This window comes from Pantoea sp. JK, from assembly GCF_026130245.1.
Lineage (GTDB): Bacteria > Pseudomonadota > Gammaproteobacteria > Enterobacterales > Enterobacteriaceae > Pantoea > Pantoea trifolii.
Map to the genome: position 1 here is coordinate 179,589 of NZ_JAINFN010000011.1, position 20,443 is coordinate 200,031.

Below are 20,443 nucleotides of genomic sequence, written 5' to 3' on the forward strand. Positions count from 1 at the left end.
AATGGAAACAGAGACACAAAACCACTATTGTAATGGATACAGTTGTCTCAAAAATGAATTGTACCCACTGCGCGCGGAGGCTTTTGTGTCCCTTCCACTTTCATCTGGCCAAACGCTGTATCAGCAGCTGGTCGATAGCTTTGCCGAGTCGATTCATCAGGGCACGTTGAAGCCCGGCAAGCGGCTGCCAGCGATACGTCGCGTGGCACAATCGCATCAGGTAAGTATCAATACCGTGCTCAATGCGTGGCAAATTCTCGAAGATCGCGGCCTGATCGAATCGCGTCCGCAGTCGGGTTATTACGTGCGTGGCGTGCTGCCCGCCGTAACGCGCCCTGTCAAACCGCTGCCGGCAAAAATCAACGATCCCAGTGCGCAAAAGCTGGAGCTGATTGAGCAAGTGTTCGCGGCGCAAAATAATCCCGATTACACCAATATCTCGCTGGCCTGTCCGCAGGATGGCACTTTCTATCCGGCGGCGCGAATAGCGCGAATTACTGCGTCGATTTTGCGCCAGAATCCCGACATTATCGGACGCTATGCGCTTCCACCTGGTAGTGAGCGCTTACGGGAGGAGATTGCGCGTCGCGCTCTGCACAACGGCATCAACCTGCCGCCGCAGGCGATCACACTGACGCACGGCTGTATGGAAGCGCTCCAGCTGGCGCTGCGTGCGGTGACCAAACCTGGCGATTGTATTGGTCTGGAATCGCCAACCTATTTCTTCCTGTTCCCGCTGCTGGCGTCGCTGGGTCTGAAAGCGCTGGAAATCCCCACCGATCCGCAGCAGGGATTGTCGCTGGATGCGCTGGAGATGTTGTTACAGGAGAAGCGGATTCAGGCGGTGATCGCCATGCCGGGCGCGCAGAACCCGTTGGGATACGTGATGCCGCTGGAGAACAAAAAGCGACTAGCGAAGTTAGTGAACACTTACCACGTTCCCCTGCTGGAGGATGGTTTGTATGACGAATTGCAGTTTGAGTGGCCGCTGTCGCCGCCGGTGAAGGCGTTTGATCGCGATGGCTGGGTGATTTACTGCACCAGCTTTACCAAAACCGTGGCGCCCGATTTCCGCGTCGGCTGGACTGCCGCGGGACGTTTTCATGACGCTATCGCCCACCTCAAAGCGGTTTCGTCGATGGCGGAATCACGCTTGTTAAGTGAAACCCTGGCCGAATTTCTTGCCAGCGGCGGCTACGATCACCATCTGCGCACGCTGCGTCGGCGCTATGCCGCCAATCTGGATGCGGCGCGCGGTATTCTGGCGCGCCACTTTCCACAGGGCACGCGCGCTACCCTGCCGCGCGGCGGGTTTGTTTTTTGGGTCGAACTGCCGGGAAATATTGATACCGTGGAGATGTTTCATCGTTTGCTGCAGGAGCAAATCTGTGTGACGCCAGGCGCGCTCTACTCGCTGAGCGATCGTTATAAACACGCCTTGCGTCTCTCCTGCTGCTATCCGTTTGATGAGCGTTATACGTGGGCGTTGCAGCGCACCGGCGCGCTGGCCTGCGAAATGACAGGTTTGGCGCCGGGACAGGATCAGGGTTTGCCGTTGCGGCCCCAGGTGGTGTAAGGCTCGCGCTCGGTCAGACGCTCGTAATAGGTCTGTACCGCCGGGAAGTTAGGATGATCCAGCGGGGTTTCAAACCAGCGATTCACCGCCAGCCCAACGGGAATATCTGCCAGCGAGAAGTTGCGGCCTGCGACGTAGCGCCCGGTTTTCTCCAGATGCTGGTTGAGAATGTTCATGGTGTGCGTCCAGCCTTTCACGGCCGCCGCCAGCAAGCGCGGATCCTGATGCGCCGGCGAGTTGCGCACCAGTGACATAAACGCGTAGCGCCATGAGGTATTAAGTTCGGTGGCTTGCCAATCCATCCACTGATCGACTGGCGCACGCGCGCGCGGATTATCGGGATAGAGCCATTCGCCGCCATTGCTGTTAGCGAGATAGCGCAGAATGGTGTTGGATTCCCACAGCACGAAGTCGTCCTCGATAATCACCGGGACCATGCCGTTGGGATTGAGCGCCATAAACTCTGGCGAGTGCAGCGATTGCGGATCATCGCCCCAGGGTTCTAATTCGTACGTAATATCGAGTTCTGCACACAGCCACAGAACTTTTCGCACGTTTATTGATGAAGTACGGCCAAGAACTTTTAACATTGCGGACTCCGATTCCAGAATTCTTAATTTATTCATAGCCCTGTTGCTGGCCTTTCGCAATCAGCAGGATGTAAATCCCGATTTCAGACAACCTCAACGAGAAAGGAGTGACAATGAAGGTCGCATTTAAACAGGTGGATGTGTTTACCTCATCGGCGTTTAAAGGTAATCCGCTGGCGGTGATTATGGATGCACAGGGATTGAGTGACGCGCAGCTGACGGCGATTGCGCGCTGGACCAATCTGTCCGAAACCACCTTTGTGCTGCCGCCACAGGATGCGGCGGCGGATTACCGCGTGCGCATTTTTACCGTGGAAGGCGAACTGCCGTTTGCCGGACATCCGACGCTCGGCACCGCGCATGCGCTGCTGGAAGCCGGTTGGCCGCTGAAAACGCCAGGCAAAATCGTGCAGGAGTGCGGCGTGGGGTTGGTTGAGGTGAAAATCAGCGACGACGGCGCGCTGGCCTTTGCTGCACCCGCCGCTCGCTTAACACCCTTCAGCGATGCACTGATGAGCAGCGCGCTGAACAGTGAAGCTTTCGATCTCAGCCAAACGCCGACCATCGTTGATATGGGCATCCGCTGGCTGCTGATTCCGATGAGTAGCGCGCAAGCGGTGCTGGATGTGGTGCCGTCAGCCGCCGATTTACACCGTTTACAACAGCATGCTGAGGTTAACGGCACGGCGATTTTTGGCGCGTTACCAGCAGGTGAAAACGAGCAGTATGAAGTGCGCGCATTGCTGGTTGAGAACGGCAGTTTGACCGAAGATCCAGTGACCGGCAGCGCCAACGCCTGTCTGGCCCGCTACTTCGAGGCTAACCAACAAACGCGGGATTATCGGGCGCGTCAGGGCAGCGCGATTCAGCGTGAAGGTCGGATTCAAGTGAGTTTTACGGATAAGGCGATCTGGATTGGCGGCCAAACGGTGACGGTGATTGATGGGACGATTGATCTGTAAGGTTGCCATTTATGGCAACCTGGCTGGCGTCGCTGTTTAACGAGGTCGCCATGAATGGCGACCCTACAGATTACAGGCCTTGGCCGCCTGAGGCTTCGATGCGCTGTGCGGTGATCCAGCCGGTTTCATCGCTGAGGATCGCGCTGATGGCATCGCCGATATCATCTGGCAAGCCAACGCGGCCTAACGCGGTCACCGAGGCGATGTGAGCGTTGAGATCTTTGGTATCACGCACGCGACCGCCACCGAAGTCGGTTTCAATCGCGCCGGGCGCCAGAATGTTGACGCGGATATGGCGCTCGCCTAACTCTTTTGCCTGATAGCGGGTTAATACTTCCATCGCGCCTTTAATTGAGGCGTAAGTGCCTGAACCCGGCAGCGTCAAACGGGTTAAACCGCTGGAGATATTCAGGATGCGTCCACCATCAACGATCAGCGGCAGCAGTTTTTGCGTCAGGAAGAACGGCCCTTTGAAGTGCACATTCACCAGCGCATCAAACTCATCTTCGGTGGTCTCGGCGAACAGCTTGTAGTGGCCATGACCGGCGTTGTTCACTAAATAATCAAAATTGTCACGCTGCCAGGTTTTCTGCAGCGCTTCTTTCACCTGCGCCACGAAGCCATCAAACGTGCTGCTATCGCCCACATCCAGCTGCAGCGCTACCGCACGCGCACCCAGCGCTTCAATCTCTTGCACTACCGCCTGCGCTTCTTCCGCGTGACCGCGAAAGGTAAACAGGATATCGGTGCCTTTGGCGGCCAGTTTCAGCGCCCCATTCTTGCCTAAACCGCGATTTCCGCCGGTAATCAATGCAATTTTATGACTCATGTTTCGCTCCAGTTGGAAAATTGAACACGTGTTAAGGATATTCGTGAATAATTGATCTATAAACGCAGAGGAATACGCAGCACTGTTTCACTAACAACAACAATCGGTGAACAACATGGATAAAATTCACGCAATGCAGGTTTTTGTGCGAGTGTCAGAAATGGGCAGTTTTACCCGTGCAGCAGAAAGTTTGGGTTTACCGAAAGGCAGCGTATCGCGTCAGCTGCAGGCGCTGGAAAATCAAATGGGGACGCGGCTGCTGCATCGCACCACAAGGCGCGTGCATCTGACGCAGGACGGCCTGGTCTATTACGATCGCTGCCTCGATTTGCTCTCAATGCTCGACGACATGGACAGCCTGTTCCAGCACGATCCCGGCACCTTAAGCGGCAAGCTGCGCGTGGATATGTCGGTGGCGATGGCAACCGGCTTTGTGCTGCCTCGTTTGCCGGAATTTTTGCAGCACTATCCCGGTCTGGAAATTGAGTTAAGCAGCAGCGATCGTCAGGTCGATGTGATTCGCGAAGGCTTTGACTGCGTGGTGCGCGTTGGCGAGCTGAAAGATTCCGGGCTGATTGCGCGGAAAATCGGCTCGCACGCCTTGATCAACTGTGCCAGCCCCGGCTACCTTTCCCGCTTCGGCATGCCGGTGCGGCTGGAAGATCTGTCGCAACACGCGATGGTGCATTACACCCAGCAGCTTGGGCAACCTTCACTGGGCTTTGAATATTTTGATGGCAAACAGTGTCATTACGTTCAAACCGGCGGCGTGGTGACGGTAAACAGTACCGAAACCTATCGCGCGGCGTGCATGGCCGGGCTCGGCATTATTCAGGTGCCAGCGATTGGCGTGCAGCCGCTGCTGGAGTCAGGACAACTGGTTGAAGTGCTGCATCACTTCCCGGCGAAACCGATGCCGATCTCGCTACTTTACCCGCATCGCCGTAACGTGGCGCGCCGCGTACGCGTGTTTATGGAGTGGTTAAGCCACGTCTTGCAGGAGTACGTGACATAGCAGGCTATAATTGTATTTTCGCAGTGAACAGGATGACTATCGTCTATGACGGACAAAAAACCTACAGAGACAGCGGCCAAAGCAGAAGCCAAGCCGCTTATTGATATTAAAACCGGCAATAAAACCGTGGATGGCTCGATTCAACATGTGTCGCGCTTCGCTGCCTGGTTTCAGGCGATTCCGGCAGTGGCGCACTTTATGCGCGCGCTGGAACGCTTTAACGATCGCCTTGGCAGCCAGTTTGGCGCGGCGATCACCTACTTCTCTTTTCTCTCTCTGATACCGATTTTGATGGTCTCCTTTGCGGCAGTCGGCTTTGTGCTGGCGTCGAATCAGGACATGCTCACCGAGTTGATCAACAAAATCGTTAACAGCATCAGCGATCCGACGCTGGCCACCACGCTGAAGAATACGGTGAATACCGCGATTCAGCAGCGCGCCACGGTGGGGATAACCGGTTTGCTGCTGGCGCTTTACTCCGGCATTAACTGGATGGGCAATTTGCGTGAAGCAGTGCGCGCGCAGTCGCGCGACGTGTGGGAACGTACGCCAGACGATCAGGAGAAACTCTGGAAGAAGTACGCGCGCGACCTGCTTTCGCTGCTGGGTTTGATGTTTGCGCTGGTGATTACGCTGTCGCTGACCTCGATTGCCGGTGCGGCGCAGGCGGCGATCGTTAATGCGCTGGGGCTGGAAGACATTGAGTGGCTGCGTCCGGCGATGACGGTAATTGCATTATCTATCTCCATCTTTGCTAACTATCTGCTATTCCTGTGGATCTTCTGGATTCTGCCGCGCCACAAGCCACGTAAAAAAGCACTGTTCCGTGGCACGCTGCTGGCGGCGATTGGCTTTGAGGTGATCAAGTTTGTGATGACGCTGACGCTGCCGAAGCTGGCGACTTCGCCATCGGGCGCGGCCTTTGGTTCGGTGCTCGGGTTGATGGCATTCTTCTACTTCTTTGCGCGTTTGACGCTGTTCTGCGCCGCGTGGATCGCCACCGCGAAATATAAAGATGATAAAGAGATGCCGCAGCCGCATCAGGCTAAATAAGCCGACGAGGTTGTTACATTTGCCGTACTAGCTAAAAATGTTTCCTGTTGGCTACTTTTTCAGCAAAAACCAGCAGGAAACGCTAAAGGGTCACTTTAATTTGGCCCTTTTGCAGAGATTCCCGCCAAAAAAATGACACTTCCCGTTCCCATCCGCCACTGATTGCAGCAACTCAGAAATTATCCACTTATTCGCCGAAAAAGCCCGGTCTGACGCGGTTTTTCGCCATTGAATGCCGCAAACCAGGTGCGTAAGATTCTCTGTCTACATTTACAATTAAGAAACACTTATGCAAGCCTCCATCACAGAAACACTCGACAAAAAACACGACGACACGCCGGTCAATTCACGTGGCAAAGTGGTTGTGGCATCGCTTGTCGGCACCGCCATTGAGTTCTTCGATTTCTATATCTATGCCACCGCTGCGGTGATTATTTTCCCGCACATCTTCTTCCCGCAGGGCGATCCGACCGTGGCCACGTTGCAGTCGCTGGCGACCTTCGCGATCGCCTTCGTGGCGCGTCCTATCGGTTCTGCCGTGTTTGGACACTTTGGCGACCGAGTTGGCCGTAAAGCCACCCTGGTGGCATCGCTGCTGACCATGGGCGTCTCGACGGTGCTGATTGGTTTACTGCCAGGTTATGAAACCATTGGCGTGGCAGCGCCGCTGCTGCTGGCGCTGGCGCGTTTTGGTCAGGGTCTTGGCCTTGGTGGCGAATGGGGCGGCGCGGCGCTGCTGGCAACCGAAAATGCCCCGGCGAAGAAACGTGCGCTTTATGGTTCGTTCCCACAGCTCGGCGCGCCGATTGGCTTCTTCTTCGCTAACGGCACGTTCCTGCTGCTTTCATGGTTGCTAACCGACGAGCAGTTCATGAACTGGGGCTGGCGCGTGCCGTTTATTCTCTCTGCGGTGCTGGTGTTAATTGGCCTGTATGTGCGCGTTTCGCTGCATGAAAGCCCGGTGTTCGCCAAAGTGCAGAAAGAGAACAAGCAGGTGAAAATGCCGATTGGCACGCTGCTGAGCAAGCATCTGACCGCCACCATTCTCGGCACTTTTATCATGCTCGCCACTTACACGCTGTTCTACATTATGACCGTGTATTCGATGAGTTACGGCACCGCGCCCGCGCCGGCTGGTCTTGGCTATTCGCGTAATAGCTTCCTGTGGATGCTGATGGTGGCGGTGATTGGTTTTGGCGTGATGGTGCCGATTGCCGGTCTCCTGGCCGATCGCTTTGGTCGTCGTAAAACCATGATCACCATTACGTTGATGATTATCGCCTTTGCATTGATGTTCCCAATGCTGCTGGGTTCTGGCTCTCAGGTGCTGGTGATGGGCTTCCTGATCCTTGGTCTGAGCATTATGGGCCTGACGTTTGGTCCGATGGGCGCGCTGCTGCCAGAACTGTTCCCGACGGAAGTGCGTTATACCGGTGCATCCTTCTCCTACAACCTGTCGTCGATTCTTGGGGCCTCTGTGGCGCCTTATATCGCCACGTGGTTGAATGCCCATTACGGTTTGCAGGCGGTGGGTTTCTATCTGGCTTCGATGGCGGTGTTGACGTTGATCGCGCTGATTGCCTGTAAAGAGACGCGTAATCAGACGCTGTATGAAGCGGTGTGATTGATTTCCACCATTCGTGCTCGCTGTCCCCCATCCCGGCCTTCCCCCGCTAGCGGGGGAAGGAGACGCTGCCATATGCAGCTTCATCACTGGCATGTGGCAGCATCTTCCTCCCCCATTTATGGGGGAGGACCGAGGAGGGGGACACCGAGCACATACATAGCGGGACAGCGAGCACCAATAATAAAAAACCCCGGCAAGCCGGGGTTTTTTATTGTGCTGAAAACGGTGTCGTGCGTGGCTTAGCCAGCGACAGCGATACGTTTCATATCGGTCATGTAGCCACGCAGTTTGCGGCCTACAGATTCGATTGGATGCTGACGAACGGCTTCGTTGACGTCACGCAGCTGTGCGTTATCAACCTGAGTCCCTTCAATTGCTTTGCCCAGATCGCCCGGCTGCAGCGTGGTCATGAACTCTTTCAGCAGTGGAACTGCCGCGAAGGAGAACAGGTAGTTACCGTATTCTGCGGTATCGGAAATAACCACGTTCATCTCATACAGACGCTTACGGGCGATGGTGTTAGCAATCAGCGGCAGCTCGTGCAGTGATTCGTAGTAAGCCGACTCTTCGATGATGCCCGCGTCAACCATGGTTTCGAACGCCAGCTCAACGCCTGCTTTCACCATTGCAACCATCACGACGCCTTTGTCGTAGTATTCCTGCTCTTCGATTTTGCCATCAAACTGCGGTGCGTTTTCGAATGCGGTTGCGCCGGTCTCTTCACGCCAGGTCAGCAGGTTTTTGTCGTCGTTAGCCCAGTCAGCCATCATGCCTGAAGAGAATTCGCCAGAGATGATGTCATCCATATGCTTCTGGAACAGCGGTGCCATGATGGTTTTCAGCTGCTCAGACAGCGCATAAGCACGGATTTTCGCCGGGTTAGACAGGCGATCCATCATCAGCGTAATGCCGCCGAACTTCAGGGATTCGGTGATGGTTTCCCAGCCGAACTGAATCAGTTTTTCGGTGTAAGCCGCGTCGTGACCTTCAGCCACCAGCTTGTCGAAGCACAGCAGAGAACCGGCCTGCAGCATACCGCACAGGATGGTCTGCTCGCCCATCAGGTCAGATTTCACTTCCGCAACGAAGGAAGATTCCAGCACGCCCGCACGGTCGCCGCCGGTCGCTGCTGCCCAGGCTTTAGCAATCGCCATGCCTTCACCTTTGGGATCGTTTTCCGGGTGAACGGCGATCAGCGTAGGAACACCGAAACCACGCTTGTACTCTTCACGTACTTCAGTACCCGGGCACTTCGGTGCCACCATCACGACGGTGATGTCTTTACGGATGGTTTCGCCCACTTCAACGATATTGAAACCGTGTGAGTAACCCAGCGCAGCGCCATCTTTCATCAGCGGCTGAACAGCCTGAACCACAGCAGAGTGCTGCTTGTCTGGCGTCAGGTTAACCACCAGATCGGCCTGTGGGATCAGCTCTTCGTAAGTCCCCACTTTGAAGCCGTTATCGGTCGCTTTGCGGAAAGAGGCACGCTTCTCAGCAATCGCTTCAGCACGCAGGGCATACGCCACGTCCAGACCAGAATCACGCATGTTCAGGCCCTGGTTCAGACCCTGAGCACCACAACCAACGATGACCACTTTCTTGCCTTTCAGGAAGCTAGCGCCATCTGCGAATTCGTCGCGTGACATGAAACGACATTTGCCCAGCTGCGCTAACTGGTTGCGCAGATTCAAAGTGTTGAAGTAATTAGCCATGGGTACTCCGGTTAGATGTTGTGTTTGTTTTTGTTCAGTAACGACGTTGTCTCTTACGCCGCGAATGACCCCATCATATGACAGGAAATCCGTTGCTTAAATTGATATATTAGCAAGGTCACATTGCAAAATTTGCAACATAACCTTGAGGCGATACGCGCATGGATTTAAGAGACCTGAAACTCTTCCTTCATCTGGCTGAAAGCTGCCACTTTGGCCGCACCGCGCGTGCCATGCACGTCAGCCCTTCAACCCTATCGCGCCAGATTCAGCGCCTGGAAGAGGATGTCGGTCACGCGCTGTTCCTGCGTGATAACCGCACCGTGACGCTGACCGAAGCCGGTGAGCGCCTGCGCCAGTTTGCGCAGCAGACGTTGCTGCACTATCAGCAACTGCGGCATGTGATGGATCTTAACGGCCCTTCACTGAGCGGCGAGCTGCGCCTGTTCTGCTCGGTGACCGCCGCTTACAGCCATTTGCCGCCGATTCTCGATCGCTTTCGCGCTGAACATCCGCAGGTAGAGATCAAACTTACTACCGGTGATGCCGCCGATGCGATTGAGATGGTGCAATCCGGTGACGCCGATCTCGCCATTGCCGGTCGCCCTGAATCGCTGCCGGCCAGCATAGATTTTACGCCACTGGGCCTGATTCCGCTGGTGCTGATCGCCCCGGCGCTGCCTTGTCCGGTACGCAATCAGGCAACGCAGGAGCAACCCGATTGGGCGCAGATTCCGTTTATCCTGCCGGAACAAGGACCTGCACGCCGTGGTATCGATTTATGGTTCCGCCGCCAGCGCATTCCCAATCCACAGATTTATGCCACGGTTTCTGGTCATGAGGCGATTGTGTCGATGGTAGCGCTGGGATGCGGTATTGCGCTGTTGCCGGATGTGGTGCTGGAGAACAGCCCAGAACCGGTGCGCAATCGCGTGTTAACGCTGGAGAATGTGGAGTCTGTCGCGCCGCTGGAACTCGGCGTTTGCGTACAAAAAAAGCGGCTCGGAGAGCCGCTTATCAATGCGTTCTGGCACCAGCTGTAGTTACTGCCCGGCGAGGAAGAAACGGAACGCCGGGTTGCTCGCTTCGTCATGCCATTCGTAACCCAACGCGGTGAGATGGGTTTCGAAATCCGGTTCCTGATCGTTGGCTTCAAATGCCGCCAGCACGCGGCCATAATCGGTGCCGTGGCTGCGATAATGGAACAGCGAGATATTCCAGTGCGCACCCAACGTCTGCAGGAACTTCAGCAGCGCGCCCGGTGCTTCCGGGAATTCAAAGCTAAACAGACGTTCGCGCAGCGGCTTCGATGGACGTCCGCCCACCATGTAGCGCACGTGCAGCTTGGCCATTTCATCATCCGACAGATCCACCACGTTATAACCGGCTTCGCTCAACTGGCTGATGATCTCACTGCGCTCCTCCAGCCCGCGCGTTAAGCGCACACCGACGAAAATGCAGGCGTTATCCGCATCCGCGTAGCGATAGTTGAACTCGGTAATAGAGCGTCCGCCGATGGTCTGACAGAATTTGAGGAAACTGCCCTGTTGCTCTGGAATGGTGACCGCCAGCAGCGCTTCACGCTGTTCGCCCAGTTCACAACGCTCGGAGACATAGCGCAAGCCGTGGAAGTTCACGTTGGCACCCGACAACACGTGCGCCAGGCGCTCGCCTTTAATGTCGTGCATCTGGATGTACTTCTTCATGCCCGCCAGCGCCAGCGCGCCAGAAGGTTCCGCCACGGCGCGCACATCTTCGAACAGATCTTTCACTGCTGCGCAAATCGCATCGCTATCCACCGTGATGATGTCATCAAGATACTCCTGACACAGGCGGAAGGTTTCGCTGCCGATGCGTTTGACCGCCACGCCTTCAGCAAACAAGCCCACGCGCGGCAAATCTACCGGCTCTCCGGCATCCAGCGCCGCCTTGAGACAGGCCGAATCTTCCGACTCCACGGCGATCACTTTGATCTGCGGCATCAGCTGCTTGATCAGCACCGCCACGCCCGCCGCCAGACCGCCACCGCCGACCGGCACGAAGACGCGATCGAGATGCGCATCCTGCTGCAGCAACTCCATCGCCAGCGTGCCCTGCCCGGCGATCACCGCCGGATGGTCAAACGGAGGTACGAAGGTGTAACCCTGCTGCTCCGCCAGCTCAATCGCTTTGGCTTTCGCCTCGTCGAAGTTGGCACCAAACAGATAAGCCTCACCGCCAAATGCGCGTACTGCATCAACCTTGATGTCTGCCGTGGCCAGCGGCATCACAATCAGTGATTTAATGCCAAGCGTGCTGGCCGAGAGTGCCACGCCCTGCGCATGGTTGCCGGCCGAAGCCGTCACCACGCCGCGCGCTTTTTGCTCTTCATTCAGCCCGGCAATCATCGCGTAAGCCCCGCGCAGCTTGAAGCTGTGCACCGGCTGACGATCTTCACGCTTCACCAAAATGGTGTTGCCAAGACGCGATGAAATTTTTTCCATTTTTTGCAGCGGCGTCACCTGAGCAATTTCATACACCGGTGAACGCAGCACTGCGCGCAAATACTCCGCGCCGTTTGGCGTCGCGGAGAGCGGTTGAGACTCAGCCATGGGTTAGCCTCCCAGCTTAGACTTATCGCGCACCGCGCCTTTGTCAGCGCTGGTCGCCAGTGATGCATAGGCGCGCAGGGCAAAGGAGACTTCACGCACACGGCCGTGCGGGGTATAGGCCGCATCGCCACGCGCTAGCTCTTCTTCACGACGGGCGTGCAGTTCGTTATCCGGTACCGCCAGCTTGATGCCACGGTTCGGGATATCGATTTCAATCATGTCGCCATCTTTCACCAGCGCGATGGTGCCGCCGCTCGCCGCTTCCGGAGAGGCGTGACCAATCGACAAGCCCGACGTACCGCCAGAGAAGCGACCATCGGTGATCAGTGCGCAGCTTTTGCCGAGGCCCATGGATTTCAGATAGGTGGTCGGATAGAGCATTTCCTGCATGCCCGGCCCGCCTTTTGGTCCTTCGTAGCGGATTACTACGACATCGCCAGCCACCACTTTGCCGCCAAGAATTGCTTCAACCGCATCATCCTGGCTTTCGTATACTTTGGCCGGGCCTTTGAAGGTGAGGATCTCTTTGTCTACGCCCGCAGTTTTAACAATGCAGCCATCTTCCGCAATGTTGCCGTAGAGCACGGCTAAGCCGCCATCCTGCGAGTAAGCGTGTTCGCGAGTACGAATACAACCATCGGTACGATCGTCATCCAGCGTGTCCCAACGGCAATTCTGCGAGAACGCCTTGGTGGTACGAATACCAGCAGGACCGGCGCGGAACATATCCTTCACCGCCTGATCTTTGGTCAGCATGATGTCGTACTGATCCAGGGTTTCACGCATGCTCTGCTGCAAGATGTTGCGCGCGCTGGTGTCGATCAAACCGGCGCGATCCAACTCACCGAGAATGGCGATAACGCCACCCGCACGGTGCACATCTTCCATGTGATATTTCGGCGTACTTGGCGCCACTTTACACAGCTGCGGTACTTTGCGAGACAAGCGATCGATATCGGAGATGTTGAAGTCGATTTCGCCTTCCAGCGCCGCTGCCAGCAGGTGCAGAACGGTGTTGGTGGAACCGCCCATGGCGATATCCAGCGTCATCGCATTCTCGAACGCCGCTTTGGTGGCGATGTTACGCGGCAGCATGTTGACGTCATCCTGCTCGTAATAACGTTTGGTCAGGCTAACGATGCGCTTGCCGGCATTGATGAACAGCTCTTTACGATCGGCGTGCGTGGCCAGCAGTGAACCGTTACCTGGCTGAGATAAGCCCAGCGCTTCGGTCAGACAGTTCATCGAGTTGGCGGTGAACATACCGGAACAGGAACCGCAGGTTGGGCAAGCAGAACGTTCGATCTGATCGCTGTCGGCGTCGCTGACGTTCGGGTTGGCGCCCTGAATCATGGCATCAACCAGATCCAGTTTGATGATCTGATCAGACAGTTTGGTTTTACCGGCTTCCATCGGGCCGCCCGACACAAAGATCACCGGAATGTTGAGGCGCAGTGACGCCATCAGCATGCCTGGGGTGATTTTGTCGCAGTTGGAGATACAGACCATGGCATCGGCGCAGTGCGCGTTGACCATGTACTCCACTGAATCGGCAATCAGCTCGCGTGAAGGCAGTGAATACAGCATGCCGCCATGACCCATGGCGATACCGTCATCCACCGCAATGGTGTTGAACTCTTTAGCCACGCCGCCAGCTGCTTCGATTTCCTCAGCAACCAGTTTGCCAAGATCGCGCAGGTGCACGTGGCCCGGTACGAATTGGGTGAATGAGTTGACCACGGCGATAATCGGCTTACCGAAATCGTCGTCGGTCATTCCTGTCGCGCGCCACAAGGCACGGGCACCGGCCATGTTACGTCCATGGGTGGTGGTGGCGGAACGGTACTTAGGCATGCTCTATTTACTCCAGTAATAATCAGGTTGCGGGCGCCATCTGACGCCCGCAAAAAATCTCGTTATGCGTTAACCGGATCCAACCAGCCCCACTTGTCTTCCGTCTCGCCAGTGAACAGGCCAAAGAATGCCTTCTGGATACGACCGGTGACCGGACCACGTTTACCTTCGCCGACCTGAATGCCGTCGACGCTACGCACCGGCGTAATCTCCGCTGCTGTACCTGACATGAAGACTTCGTCGGCCAGATACAGGGATTCGCGCGACAGAACCTGCTCACGCACTTCGATACCCATGTCTTGCGCCAGCTTGATGATGGCGTCACGGGTGATGCCCGGCAGCGCTGAAGAGGTGAACGGTGGCGTGAACAGAATGCCATCTTTCACTTCGAATAAGTTTTCGCCAGCACCTTCTGAAATATAGCCGTTGGTGTCGAGGGCGATACCTTCCTGATAGCCGTGGCGGCGCGCTTCGCTGCCTACCAACAGTGAGGAGAGATAGTTACCACCCGCTTTTGCGGCGGTCGGCAAGGTGTTTGGTGCAACGCGGTTCCACGAAGAAACCATGGCGTCGATACCGTTTTCCAGCGCTTCAGCGCCCAGGTAAGCACCCCAAGGGAAGGCAGCGATGATTACATCGGTGGTGTAGCCATCTGGCGGATTCACACCCAGACCCACGTCACCGACGAAGGCCAGCGGACGGATATAAGCGCTTTTCAGTTTGTTCACGCGGATCACTTCGCGGCACGCTTCCATCAACTCATCAACGCTGGCTTTAATCGGGAAACGGTAAATTTTAGCGGATTCATGCAGACGCTTCATGTGCTCACGGTGGCGGAACACCACTGGACCTTTGTGTGAGTCGTAGCAACGCACGCCTTCAAACACAGAAGTACCGTAGTGCAATGCGTGAGACATAACGCTGACCTTGGCGTCTTCCCACTTAACCATCTCACCATTGAACCAAATAAAGTCTGCTTTCTTCGTACTCATTGCTTTTTCCTTTGGCGACTATGCGCGGATTTGTTGTGTTGTCTGTTGTTGGATCTCGACGCAAGCGACATCCATAAGTTTGCTTAACTGCGAAGACAGTAAATCGACTGAGCGTTGGCTGGCAACGGTCATTTCGATATTAATGTTCTCCGCATTGACCGCGGAGGCCATATTCATTGCACACACCTGGAAACCACGGTGACGCACGACACGCAAAATGCGCTCCAATATTTCAGGACGAAAGCGGGCTTCGATAGACAATTGATGCTGATTCATGCGGTTTTCTCCATCATGTTTGCGTTGCTGGCACCCGGCGGTACCAATGGCCAGACGTTTTCATGCTCATCTATCGAAACATGCAGGAAGTAAGGACCTTCACTGTTCAGCAGAGCATCGAGGGCGGCGTCGACCTGATCTTTACGGCTAATGCGCTGGCCTGGGATATCAAACGCGCTGGCCAGCGTGAGGAAATCGGGGTTGTCGGTCAGAATGGTTTCGCTGTAGCGACCATCAAAGAACAGTTGCTGCCACTGGCGCACCATGCCGAGACGCTGGTTATCCAGCAGCAGAATTTTCACCGGTAGCTTGCCGCGCTTGATGGTGCCCAGCTCCTGAATGTTCATCATGATAGAACCATCGCCAGACACGCAGATCACTGTGTCCTCCGGACGTGCTACCTGCGCCCCAATCGCCGCTGGCAGGCCAAAGCCCATAGTGCCGAGACCGCTCGAGGTGATGAAGTTTTCTGGCGCGGTGAAACGCATGTGCTGAGCGGCCCACATCTGGTGTTGACCTACATCGGTGGTGACAACGGCGCTGTCCGCTTTGCGGTCAGACAACTGCTTCAGCAACAACGGCGCATAAATGGCTTCGCCTGGATGATCGTAGCGCCAGTCAAACTCGCTTTTCATCGCGCTGACTTCCTTGCGCCAGCCATCAATGTGCATTGGCATGCTCAGTGCCGGCAGCACCTGATTCATATCGCCTTGTAGTGAAACGTGAGCACGGCGCAGTTTGTTCAGCTCGGCAGGATCGATATCGATATGGATGACGCTGGCGTGCGGTGCGAAGGTGTCCAGCTTGCCAGTAACGCGATCGTCAAAACGCGCGCCAACCGCAATCAGCAAATCACAGGATTGTACCGCGAGGTTAGCCGCTTTGGTGCCGTGCATGCCCAGCATTCCGAGATAAAGATCGCTACTGGCATCCGCGCTGCCGAGGCCTTTCAGCGTAGAAACCATCGGGATACCGGTTTCCTGCGCCATGGCACGTAAGGCTGGAACCGCCTGCGCCATACCCACGCCGCCACCGATATACAGCATCGGCTTATGCGATTGCGCCATCAATGCGCGCGCCTCTGCAATGTGCTGAGCGGAGTGGCTGATTTCTTCCTCAACTGGCAGCAGATGAGGTGTCAGTTCACCATTGGCGATCTGAATGTCTTTCGGGATATCGACCAGTACCGGGCCGGGCCGACCCGATTGCGCGATGGCAAAAGCTTCTGCCATCACCGAGGGTAAATCATCAAGCGATTCAACGAGGAAACTGTGTTTGGTGCAGGCTAACGATAAACCAAGAACGTCTATTTCCTGGAAGGCGTCGGTGCCGATGAAGGCCGATGATACCTGGCCAGTGATCGCCACAACCGGGATTGAATCCATCATCGCATCCGCCAAACCGGTGATCAGGTTGGTGGCGCCGGGCCCCGAAGTGGCGATACATACGCCCGTCTTGCCGGTTGCGCGGGCATAACCGATAGCAGCCATCACCGCACCTTGCTCATGACGACACAGTAGGTGTTCCACGCCGCCATCGTAGAGCGCATCGTACACTGGCATGATTGCGCCGCCAGGGTAGCCAAACACTGTATCGACACCCTGCGCGCGTAAAGCCTGAACTACCCACTGTGCACCTGTCATGGTTATTCTCCTGTATTTCTAGGGGAACAACAGAATTTTATGCTACTGCTCATAATCTGTTCCTCGCTAATTTGCTGATATTTAGCCTGGTTAAAAAAAAACCCCCGGACCTTTCGGTGCGGGGGTTTTTGGAATTCCAGACTTGATTTTTAAGCCTTTCTTTCTCCAAGCGATGCCCCGCACGGTGGGATAATAATCACCACCACGCTAATCACGACTAGGCTAATCACTTGTAGAAGGGCTTTCATGTGTTGTTTGTTTTTTCGATTGTTCGAAGTAATACCTACAGAGTTACCATAGTTAGCACGTCGTTGACAATAATTTTCATTGGAAAATTTTATGATGCCGCTGGCGGCCCGCCGTTATCACATTGTAAATAAAAGGTTATTTACATTTGTGATAAAAATTCATAACGCCCGCGTCGTAATCTTCATTTGGAGTTTACGAGCAGGCTCTGATTTTCAGTGAAAGACCGGCAATTATCAGTGAATGTAAGGAATCTGGCTCTGAAGTTGAGTAGTAAGCCATTGTTCATCTGTCTGGCTGCTTTGATGATAAGGACAACAAGGAGCGGTTATGTCTTTATCGAAGGTATTAACACGAGCTGCGCTGGGTGTTCAGGCTCCGCTGGTGACGGTTGAAGTGCACATCAGCAACGGCTTGCCGGCCCTGACGCTGGTTGGACTGCCTGAAACCACGGTAAAAGAAGCGCGGGAACGGGTGCGAAGCGCGATTATTAATAGCGGGTTCACCTTCCCGGCGAAACGCGTCACCATCAATCTGGCGCCTGCCGATCTGCCAAAAGAGGGCGGACGCTATGACCTCCCCATCGCTATCGCCATTCTGGCGGCCTCTGAGCAGCTGCCAGACGCAAAACTCGGGCAATATGAATTCCTGGGGGAGTTAGCACTTAACGGCGCGCTCTGTGGCGTTCAGGCCGCTATTCCGGCGGCGATGGCGGCACTGCAAGCGGGCAGACAAATGGTGTTAGCTGAACAGAATCAACAGGATGTAGGGTTGATTCAACATGGCGAGACGCTGGTAGGCAAACATCTGGTAGAAATCTGTGCGTTTCTCCATAACAAAACCACTCTCACTGTCGCGCATTATCAGCCCGAAACGCTTGAACAGGAAAAGCAGGACCTCAGCGATATCATTGGCCAGGATCAGGGCCGACGTGCACTGGAGATAACCGCAGCTGGCGGGCATAACCTGTTACTGATTGGACCGCCGGGCACCGGCAAGACGATGTTGGCAACGCGTCTGCCCGGTATCATGCCGCCATTAGACGACCAGGAAGCGCTGGAGTGCGCTGCTATCGCCAGTCTGGTAAGCAGTGGCAATCTCCATCATCAGTGGCGCAAACGGCCGTTCAGAGCGCCTCACCATAGTGCATCACTCTATGCGCTGGTTGGTGGCGGTTCCTTGCCGCGGCCAGGGGAAATATCATTGGCACACAACGGTGTGTTATTTCTCGATGAACTGCCCGAGTTTGAGCGCAGAACGCTGGATGCGTTGCGCGAGCCGATTGAATCCGGGGAAATCTCAATATCGCGCACACGCGCTAAAGTGACTTATCCCGCCCGCTTTCAATTGATTGGCGCAATGAATCCTAGCCCGACCGGGCATTATCAGGGCAATCATAATCGCTCATCACCTCAGCAGGTGTTGCGCTATCTCAATCGCCTATCAGGACCTTTTCTCGATCGCTTTGATTTATCGTTAGAAGTTCCACTTCTTCCGAGCGGATCGCTGAGTAAGAAACAACAAGTCAGTGAAAGCAGCGCTGAAGTTTTAACTCGCGTCCTTGCCGCGCGACAGATTCAAACAGCGCGCAGCGGAAAAGTGAATGCTCATCTCTCAAACCCGGAGATTTTACGTTGGTGTCCATTGACGCAGCTGGATGCGGAATGGCTGGAAGAGGTGTTAAATTCGTTGGGGCTTTCAGTACGTGCCTGGCAGCGGATTTTAAAGGTGGCGAGGACAATCGCTGATTTAGCAGGTGAAGTGCAGATTACCCGGGGTCATTTGCAGGAAGCAGTGGGATATCGCAGCATCGACCGCTTAATGATCTATCTGCACAAAACTCTGGAATAAAAAACGGGGCTTATATAAGCCCCGCTATTCTTAATCATCGCTATCGCTAAAATCTTCCACCGTGTCCATCTGCGGCTTGCCGCCAGATAGCGTGTGGAAACGCTTAGGTCGTTTGATACGTGCGGTATATTTCGACCATACACGTTCAGCTTCCGTTTGCGGCTCACGAAGACCACGACATACTTCTAAAAATGAACGCTCTTCTTCTGTAATGGGTTCACGCTTAGCGAGATCCAGTTCATTAAAGGCGTAACCGTGGCGCTCCAGAAGCTGAGCTTCTTTAATGGTGAAATCACCATGACGCGAAAAACCACGTGGGTAATGTTTGTTATCAAAGAAACGATTTGTTGTTGCGAAGCTATCCGCCATTTTACACGCTCCTGACTCTCATATGGCCGTGCTATTTATGGCGCGGAGTATTAGATAGGCTTGACAGAGTGTAAAACAAAACATTTAAATCAGTACGACAAACAATTTTTGGGAGAATGCAGTGGATACGGAATTACTGAAAACTTTCCTCGAAGTGAGCAGAACACGCCATTTCGGGCGTGCTGCTGAAGCGCTTTACCTCACGCAATCTGCCGTTAGTTTTCGCATTCGTCAGCTGGAAAACCAGCTGGGCGTAAATCTTTTTACTCGTCACCGTAATAACATCCGGCTGACTTCAGCGGGCGAGCGTTTATTACCCTATGCCGAAAGCTTGATGAGTACCTGGCTGATGGCCAAAAAGGAAGTTTCACATACACAGCAGCATCATGAGCTTTCGATAGGAGGTAGCGCATCCCTTTGGGAAGCGTATTTAACTCCTTGGTTGCAAACACTTTATGAGAATCGCGAAAGCCTCCATCTTGAGGCACGCATCGCCCAACGACATTTGCTGGTCAAGCAGTTGCATGAACGTCAGTTGGACCTATTGATCACGACCGAAGCACCAAAAATGGATGAGTTAACCAGCCAGCAAATAGGTCATATTTCTCTCGCATTATTCCGGGCGCGCAAAACTGAGAAGCGTGAAAAATATGACTATATCAAGCTGGAATGGGGCGCAGATTTTCATCAGCATGAAAGTTATCTGTCCAGTGATGATGTCCCTGTATTAACTACGACATCGGCACATTTAACGCGCGAATTACTGCATACCACCGGTGCATGTGCATTTTTACCTGATTTTTGGCACGGCATTTATAGTGATTTGATGGTTATTCCAGATACACCCGTCGCCGTGCGACCGTTATATGCGGTGTGGCTGCAGAATAGCGATCAGCAAAGTCACATTCGTCAGCTGCTTAAATATCCGGTTTTGACACAATAAGATAATAAATGAGGCAGTTTGAGTGGATCACAGTGAAACTCAAACTCATTTCACTGCCAAATTTTGGACAAAAAAAATCCTTTGCCGAAGCAAAGGATTATTTTCTGGCAGGGGCGGAGGGACTCGAACCCCCAACACCCGGTTTTGGAGACCGGTGCTCTACCAATTGAACTACGCCCCTAATTAGGGTGGCGGAACGGACGGGGCTCGAACCCGCGACCCCCTGCGTGACAGGCAGGTATTCTAACCAACTGAACTACCGCTCCACCGATTCTGTACTGATATCAGACAATCGTTCTGATTTCAGGTGT

18 protein-coding genes and 2 tRNA genes are annotated in these 20,443 nt (G+C 54.7%); 8 read left to right on the forward strand and 12 right to left on the reverse strand.

From position 1 onward, the window contains the following. Window positions 1–85: 85 nt before the first annotated feature. Window positions 86–1,576: a PLP-dependent aminotransferase family protein gene (locus PanJK_RS21250; RefSeq protein WP_265302722.1), complete on the forward strand. Its 1,491-nt coding sequence runs from the start codon at window positions 86–88 to the stop codon at window positions 1,574–1,576. On the opposite strand, the gene PanJK_RS21255 is transcribed toward PanJK_RS21250, so the two are convergent. Further along, a complete protein-coding gene (locus PanJK_RS21255) occupies window positions 1,543–2,166 on the reverse strand; it encodes a glutathione S-transferase family protein (protein WP_265302724.1) in 624 nt (207 codons plus the stop codon). The genes PanJK_RS21250 and PanJK_RS21255 overlap by 34 nt on opposite strands. A gap of 113 nt (window positions 2,167–2,279) precedes the next feature. Here PanJK_RS21255 and PanJK_RS21260 point away from each other — a divergent pair, with 113 nt between their 5' ends. Continuing rightward, complete coding sequence (locus tag PanJK_RS21260) at window positions 2,280–3,128, forward strand: PhzF family phenazine biosynthesis protein (RefSeq protein WP_265302726.1); 849 nt, start codon at window positions 2,280–2,282, stop codon at window positions 3,126–3,128. A 70-nt stretch (window positions 3,129–3,198) separates the two neighbouring features. On the opposite strand, the gene PanJK_RS21265 is transcribed toward PanJK_RS21260, so the two are convergent. Continuing rightward, the gene (locus PanJK_RS21265) at window positions 3,199–3,957 is read right to left on the reverse strand and encodes an SDR family NAD(P)-dependent oxidoreductase (protein WP_265302728.1); all 759 of its coding nucleotides are present in this window, start codon (window positions 3,955–3,957) and stop codon (window positions 3,199–3,201) included. A gap of 115 nt (window positions 3,958–4,072) precedes the next feature. Here PanJK_RS21265 and PanJK_RS21270 point away from each other — a divergent pair, with 115 nt between their 5' ends. From PanJK_RS21270 to PanJK_RS21280, 3 genes are all read left to right on the forward strand, one after another. Further along, window positions 4,073–4,972: a LysR family transcriptional regulator gene (locus PanJK_RS21270; protein WP_265302730.1), complete on the forward strand. Its 900-nt coding sequence runs from the start codon at window positions 4,073–4,075 to the stop codon at window positions 4,970–4,972. A 45-nt stretch (window positions 4,973–5,017) separates the two neighbouring features. After that, on the forward strand, window positions 5,018–6,025 hold the full coding sequence (gene yhjD, locus PanJK_RS21275) for an inner membrane protein YhjD (RefSeq protein ID WP_256697793.1): 1,008 nt from the start codon (window positions 5,018–5,020) through the stop codon (window positions 6,023–6,025). Window positions 6,026–6,314: 289 nt separating this feature from the next. Continuing rightward, complete coding sequence (locus PanJK_RS21280; RefSeq protein WP_101762781.1) at window positions 6,315–7,649, forward strand: MFS transporter; 1,335 nt, start codon at window positions 6,315–6,317, stop codon at window positions 7,647–7,649. 242 nt (window positions 7,650–7,891) lie between these two features. Here PanJK_RS21280 and ilvC read toward each other — a convergent pair whose 3' ends face one another. Continuing rightward, complete coding sequence (gene ilvC / locus PanJK_RS21285; protein ID WP_256697795.1) at window positions 7,892–9,367, reverse strand: ketol-acid reductoisomerase; 1,476 nt, start codon at window positions 9,365–9,367, stop codon at window positions 7,892–7,894. Window positions 9,368–9,528: 161 nt separating this feature from the next. Between ilvC and ilvY the strand changes: the two genes are divergently transcribed. Then, window positions 9,529–10,410: an HTH-type transcriptional activator IlvY gene (gene ilvY, locus PanJK_RS21290; protein WP_265302733.1), complete on the forward strand. Its 882-nt coding sequence runs from the start codon at window positions 9,529–9,531 to the stop codon at window positions 10,408–10,410. Here ilvY and ilvA read toward each other — a convergent pair whose 3' ends face one another. The 6 genes from ilvA to ilvL form a co-directional block, all read right to left on the reverse strand. Continuing rightward, window positions 10,411–11,958: a threonine ammonia-lyase, biosynthetic gene (ilvA, locus tag PanJK_RS21295; protein ID WP_265302735.1), complete on the reverse strand. Its 1,548-nt coding sequence runs from the start codon at window positions 11,956–11,958 to the stop codon at window positions 10,411–10,413. Window positions 11,959–11,961: 3 nt separating this feature from the next. Beyond that, window positions 11,962–13,812, reverse strand: a complete 1,851-nt coding sequence (gene ilvD, locus PanJK_RS21300) for a dihydroxy-acid dehydratase (RefSeq protein ID WP_256697798.1) — start codon at window positions 13,810–13,812, stop codon at window positions 11,962–11,964. 62 nt (window positions 13,813–13,874) lie between these two features. Beyond that, window positions 13,875–14,804: a branched-chain amino acid transaminase gene (locus tag PanJK_RS21305; protein WP_007888821.1), complete on the reverse strand. Its 930-nt coding sequence runs from the start codon at window positions 14,802–14,804 to the stop codon at window positions 13,875–13,877. Between the two features lie 18 nt (window positions 14,805–14,822). Further along, window positions 14,823–15,080 (reverse strand): acetolactate synthase 2 small subunit, encoded by a 258-nt coding sequence (ilvM, locus tag PanJK_RS21310; protein ID WP_008106624.1) that lies wholly within the window; start codon window positions 15,078–15,080, stop codon window positions 14,823–14,825. Continuing rightward, window positions 15,077–16,723, reverse strand: coding sequence for an acetolactate synthase 2 catalytic subunit (gene ilvG / locus PanJK_RS21315; protein WP_256697799.1), 1,647 nt, complete (start codon window positions 16,721–16,723; stop codon window positions 15,077–15,079). Before ilvG ends, ilvM begins: the two co-directional genes overlap by 4 nt. Before the next feature lie 149 nt (window positions 16,724–16,872). Continuing rightward, on the reverse strand, window positions 16,873–16,971 hold the full coding sequence (gene ilvL, locus PanJK_RS21320; protein ID WP_071531048.1) for an ilv operon leader peptide: 99 nt from the start codon (window positions 16,969–16,971) through the stop codon (window positions 16,873–16,875). Between the two features lie 328 nt (window positions 16,972–17,299). Here ilvL and PanJK_RS21325 point away from each other — a divergent pair, with 328 nt between their 5' ends. Then, complete coding sequence (locus PanJK_RS21325; protein ID WP_265302747.1) at window positions 17,300–18,820, forward strand: YifB family Mg chelatase-like AAA ATPase; 1,521 nt, start codon at window positions 17,300–17,302, stop codon at window positions 18,818–18,820. Between the two features lie 30 nt (window positions 18,821–18,850). Here PanJK_RS21325 and PanJK_RS21330 read toward each other — a convergent pair whose 3' ends face one another. Continuing rightward, window positions 18,851–19,189 carry a DUF413 domain-containing protein gene (locus PanJK_RS21330; RefSeq protein ID WP_008106616.1) on the reverse strand — a complete coding sequence of 113 codons (339 nt, stop codon included), beginning with the start codon at window positions 19,187–19,189 and terminating at the stop codon, window positions 18,851–18,853. A gap of 121 nt (window positions 19,190–19,310) precedes the next feature. Here PanJK_RS21330 and hdfR point away from each other — a divergent pair, with 121 nt between their 5' ends. Continuing rightward, complete coding sequence (gene hdfR / locus PanJK_RS21335) at window positions 19,311–20,132, forward strand: HTH-type transcriptional regulator HdfR (RefSeq protein WP_008106614.1); 822 nt, start codon at window positions 19,311–19,313, stop codon at window positions 20,130–20,132. Between the two features lie 105 nt (window positions 20,133–20,237). Here hdfR and PanJK_RS21340 read toward each other — a convergent pair. Both PanJK_RS21340 and PanJK_RS21345 read right to left on the reverse strand, forming a co-directional pair. After that, window positions 20,238–20,313 (reverse strand) — tRNA-Trp (locus tag PanJK_RS21340). Between the two features lie 8 nt (window positions 20,314–20,321). Further along, window positions 20,322–20,398 (reverse strand) — tRNA-Asp (locus PanJK_RS21345). Window positions 20,399–20,443: the final 45 nt, after the last annotated feature.

Excerpts from the sequence above, each read along its gene's own strand:
- PanJK_RS21265 (WP_265302728.1), bottom strand. The coding sequence starts at position 3,957 with ATGAGTCATAAAATTGCATTGATTACCGGCGGAAATCGCGGTTTAGGC.
- ilvC (WP_256697795.1), bottom strand. The coding sequence starts at position 9,367 with ATGGCTAATTACTTCAACACTTTGAATCTGCGCAACCAGTTAGCGCAG.
- PanJK_RS21280 (WP_101762781.1), top strand. The coding sequence starts at position 6,315 with ATGCAAGCCTCCATCACAGAAACACTCGACAAAAAACACGACGACACG.
- ilvL (WP_071531048.1), bottom strand. The coding sequence starts at position 16,971 with ATGAAAGCCCTTCTACAAGTGATTAGCCTAGTCGTGATTAGCGTGGTG.
- ilvD (WP_256697798.1), bottom strand. The coding sequence starts at position 13,812 with ATGCCTAAGTACCGTTCCGCCACCACCACCCATGGACGTAACATGGCC.
- ilvG (WP_256697799.1), bottom strand. The coding sequence starts at position 16,723 with ATGACAGGTGCACAGTGGGTAGTTCAGGCTTTACGCGCGCAGGGTGTC.
- PanJK_RS21255 (WP_265302724.1), bottom strand. The coding sequence starts at position 2,166 with ATGTTAAAAGTTCTTGGCCGTACTTCATCAATAAACGTGCGAAAAGTT.
- PanJK_RS21260 (WP_265302726.1), top strand. The coding sequence starts at position 2,280 with ATGAAGGTCGCATTTAAACAGGTGGATGTGTTTACCTCATCGGCGTTT.
- PanJK_RS21325 (WP_265302747.1), top strand. The coding sequence starts at position 17,300 with ATGTCTTTATCGAAGGTATTAACACGAGCTGCGCTGGGTGTTCAGGCT.
- yhjD (WP_256697793.1), top strand. The coding sequence starts at position 5,018 with ATGACGGACAAAAAACCTACAGAGACAGCGGCCAAAGCAGAAGCCAAG.
- ilvA (WP_265302735.1), bottom strand. The coding sequence starts at position 11,958 with ATGGCTGAGTCTCAACCGCTCTCCGCGACGCCAAACGGCGCGGAGTAT.
- ilvY (WP_265302733.1), top strand. The coding sequence starts at position 9,529 with ATGGATTTAAGAGACCTGAAACTCTTCCTTCATCTGGCTGAAAGCTGC.
- PanJK_RS21330 (WP_008106616.1), bottom strand. The coding sequence starts at position 19,189 with ATGGCGGATAGCTTCGCAACAACAAATCGTTTCTTTGATAACAAACAT.
- ilvM (WP_008106624.1), bottom strand. The coding sequence starts at position 15,080 with ATGAATCAGCATCAATTGTCTATCGAAGCCCGCTTTCGTCCTGAAATA.
- PanJK_RS21305 (WP_007888821.1), bottom strand. The coding sequence starts at position 14,804 with ATGAGTACGAAGAAAGCAGACTTTATTTGGTTCAATGGTGAGATGGTT.
- PanJK_RS21270 (WP_265302730.1), top strand. The coding sequence starts at position 4,073 with ATGGATAAAATTCACGCAATGCAGGTTTTTGTGCGAGTGTCAGAAATG.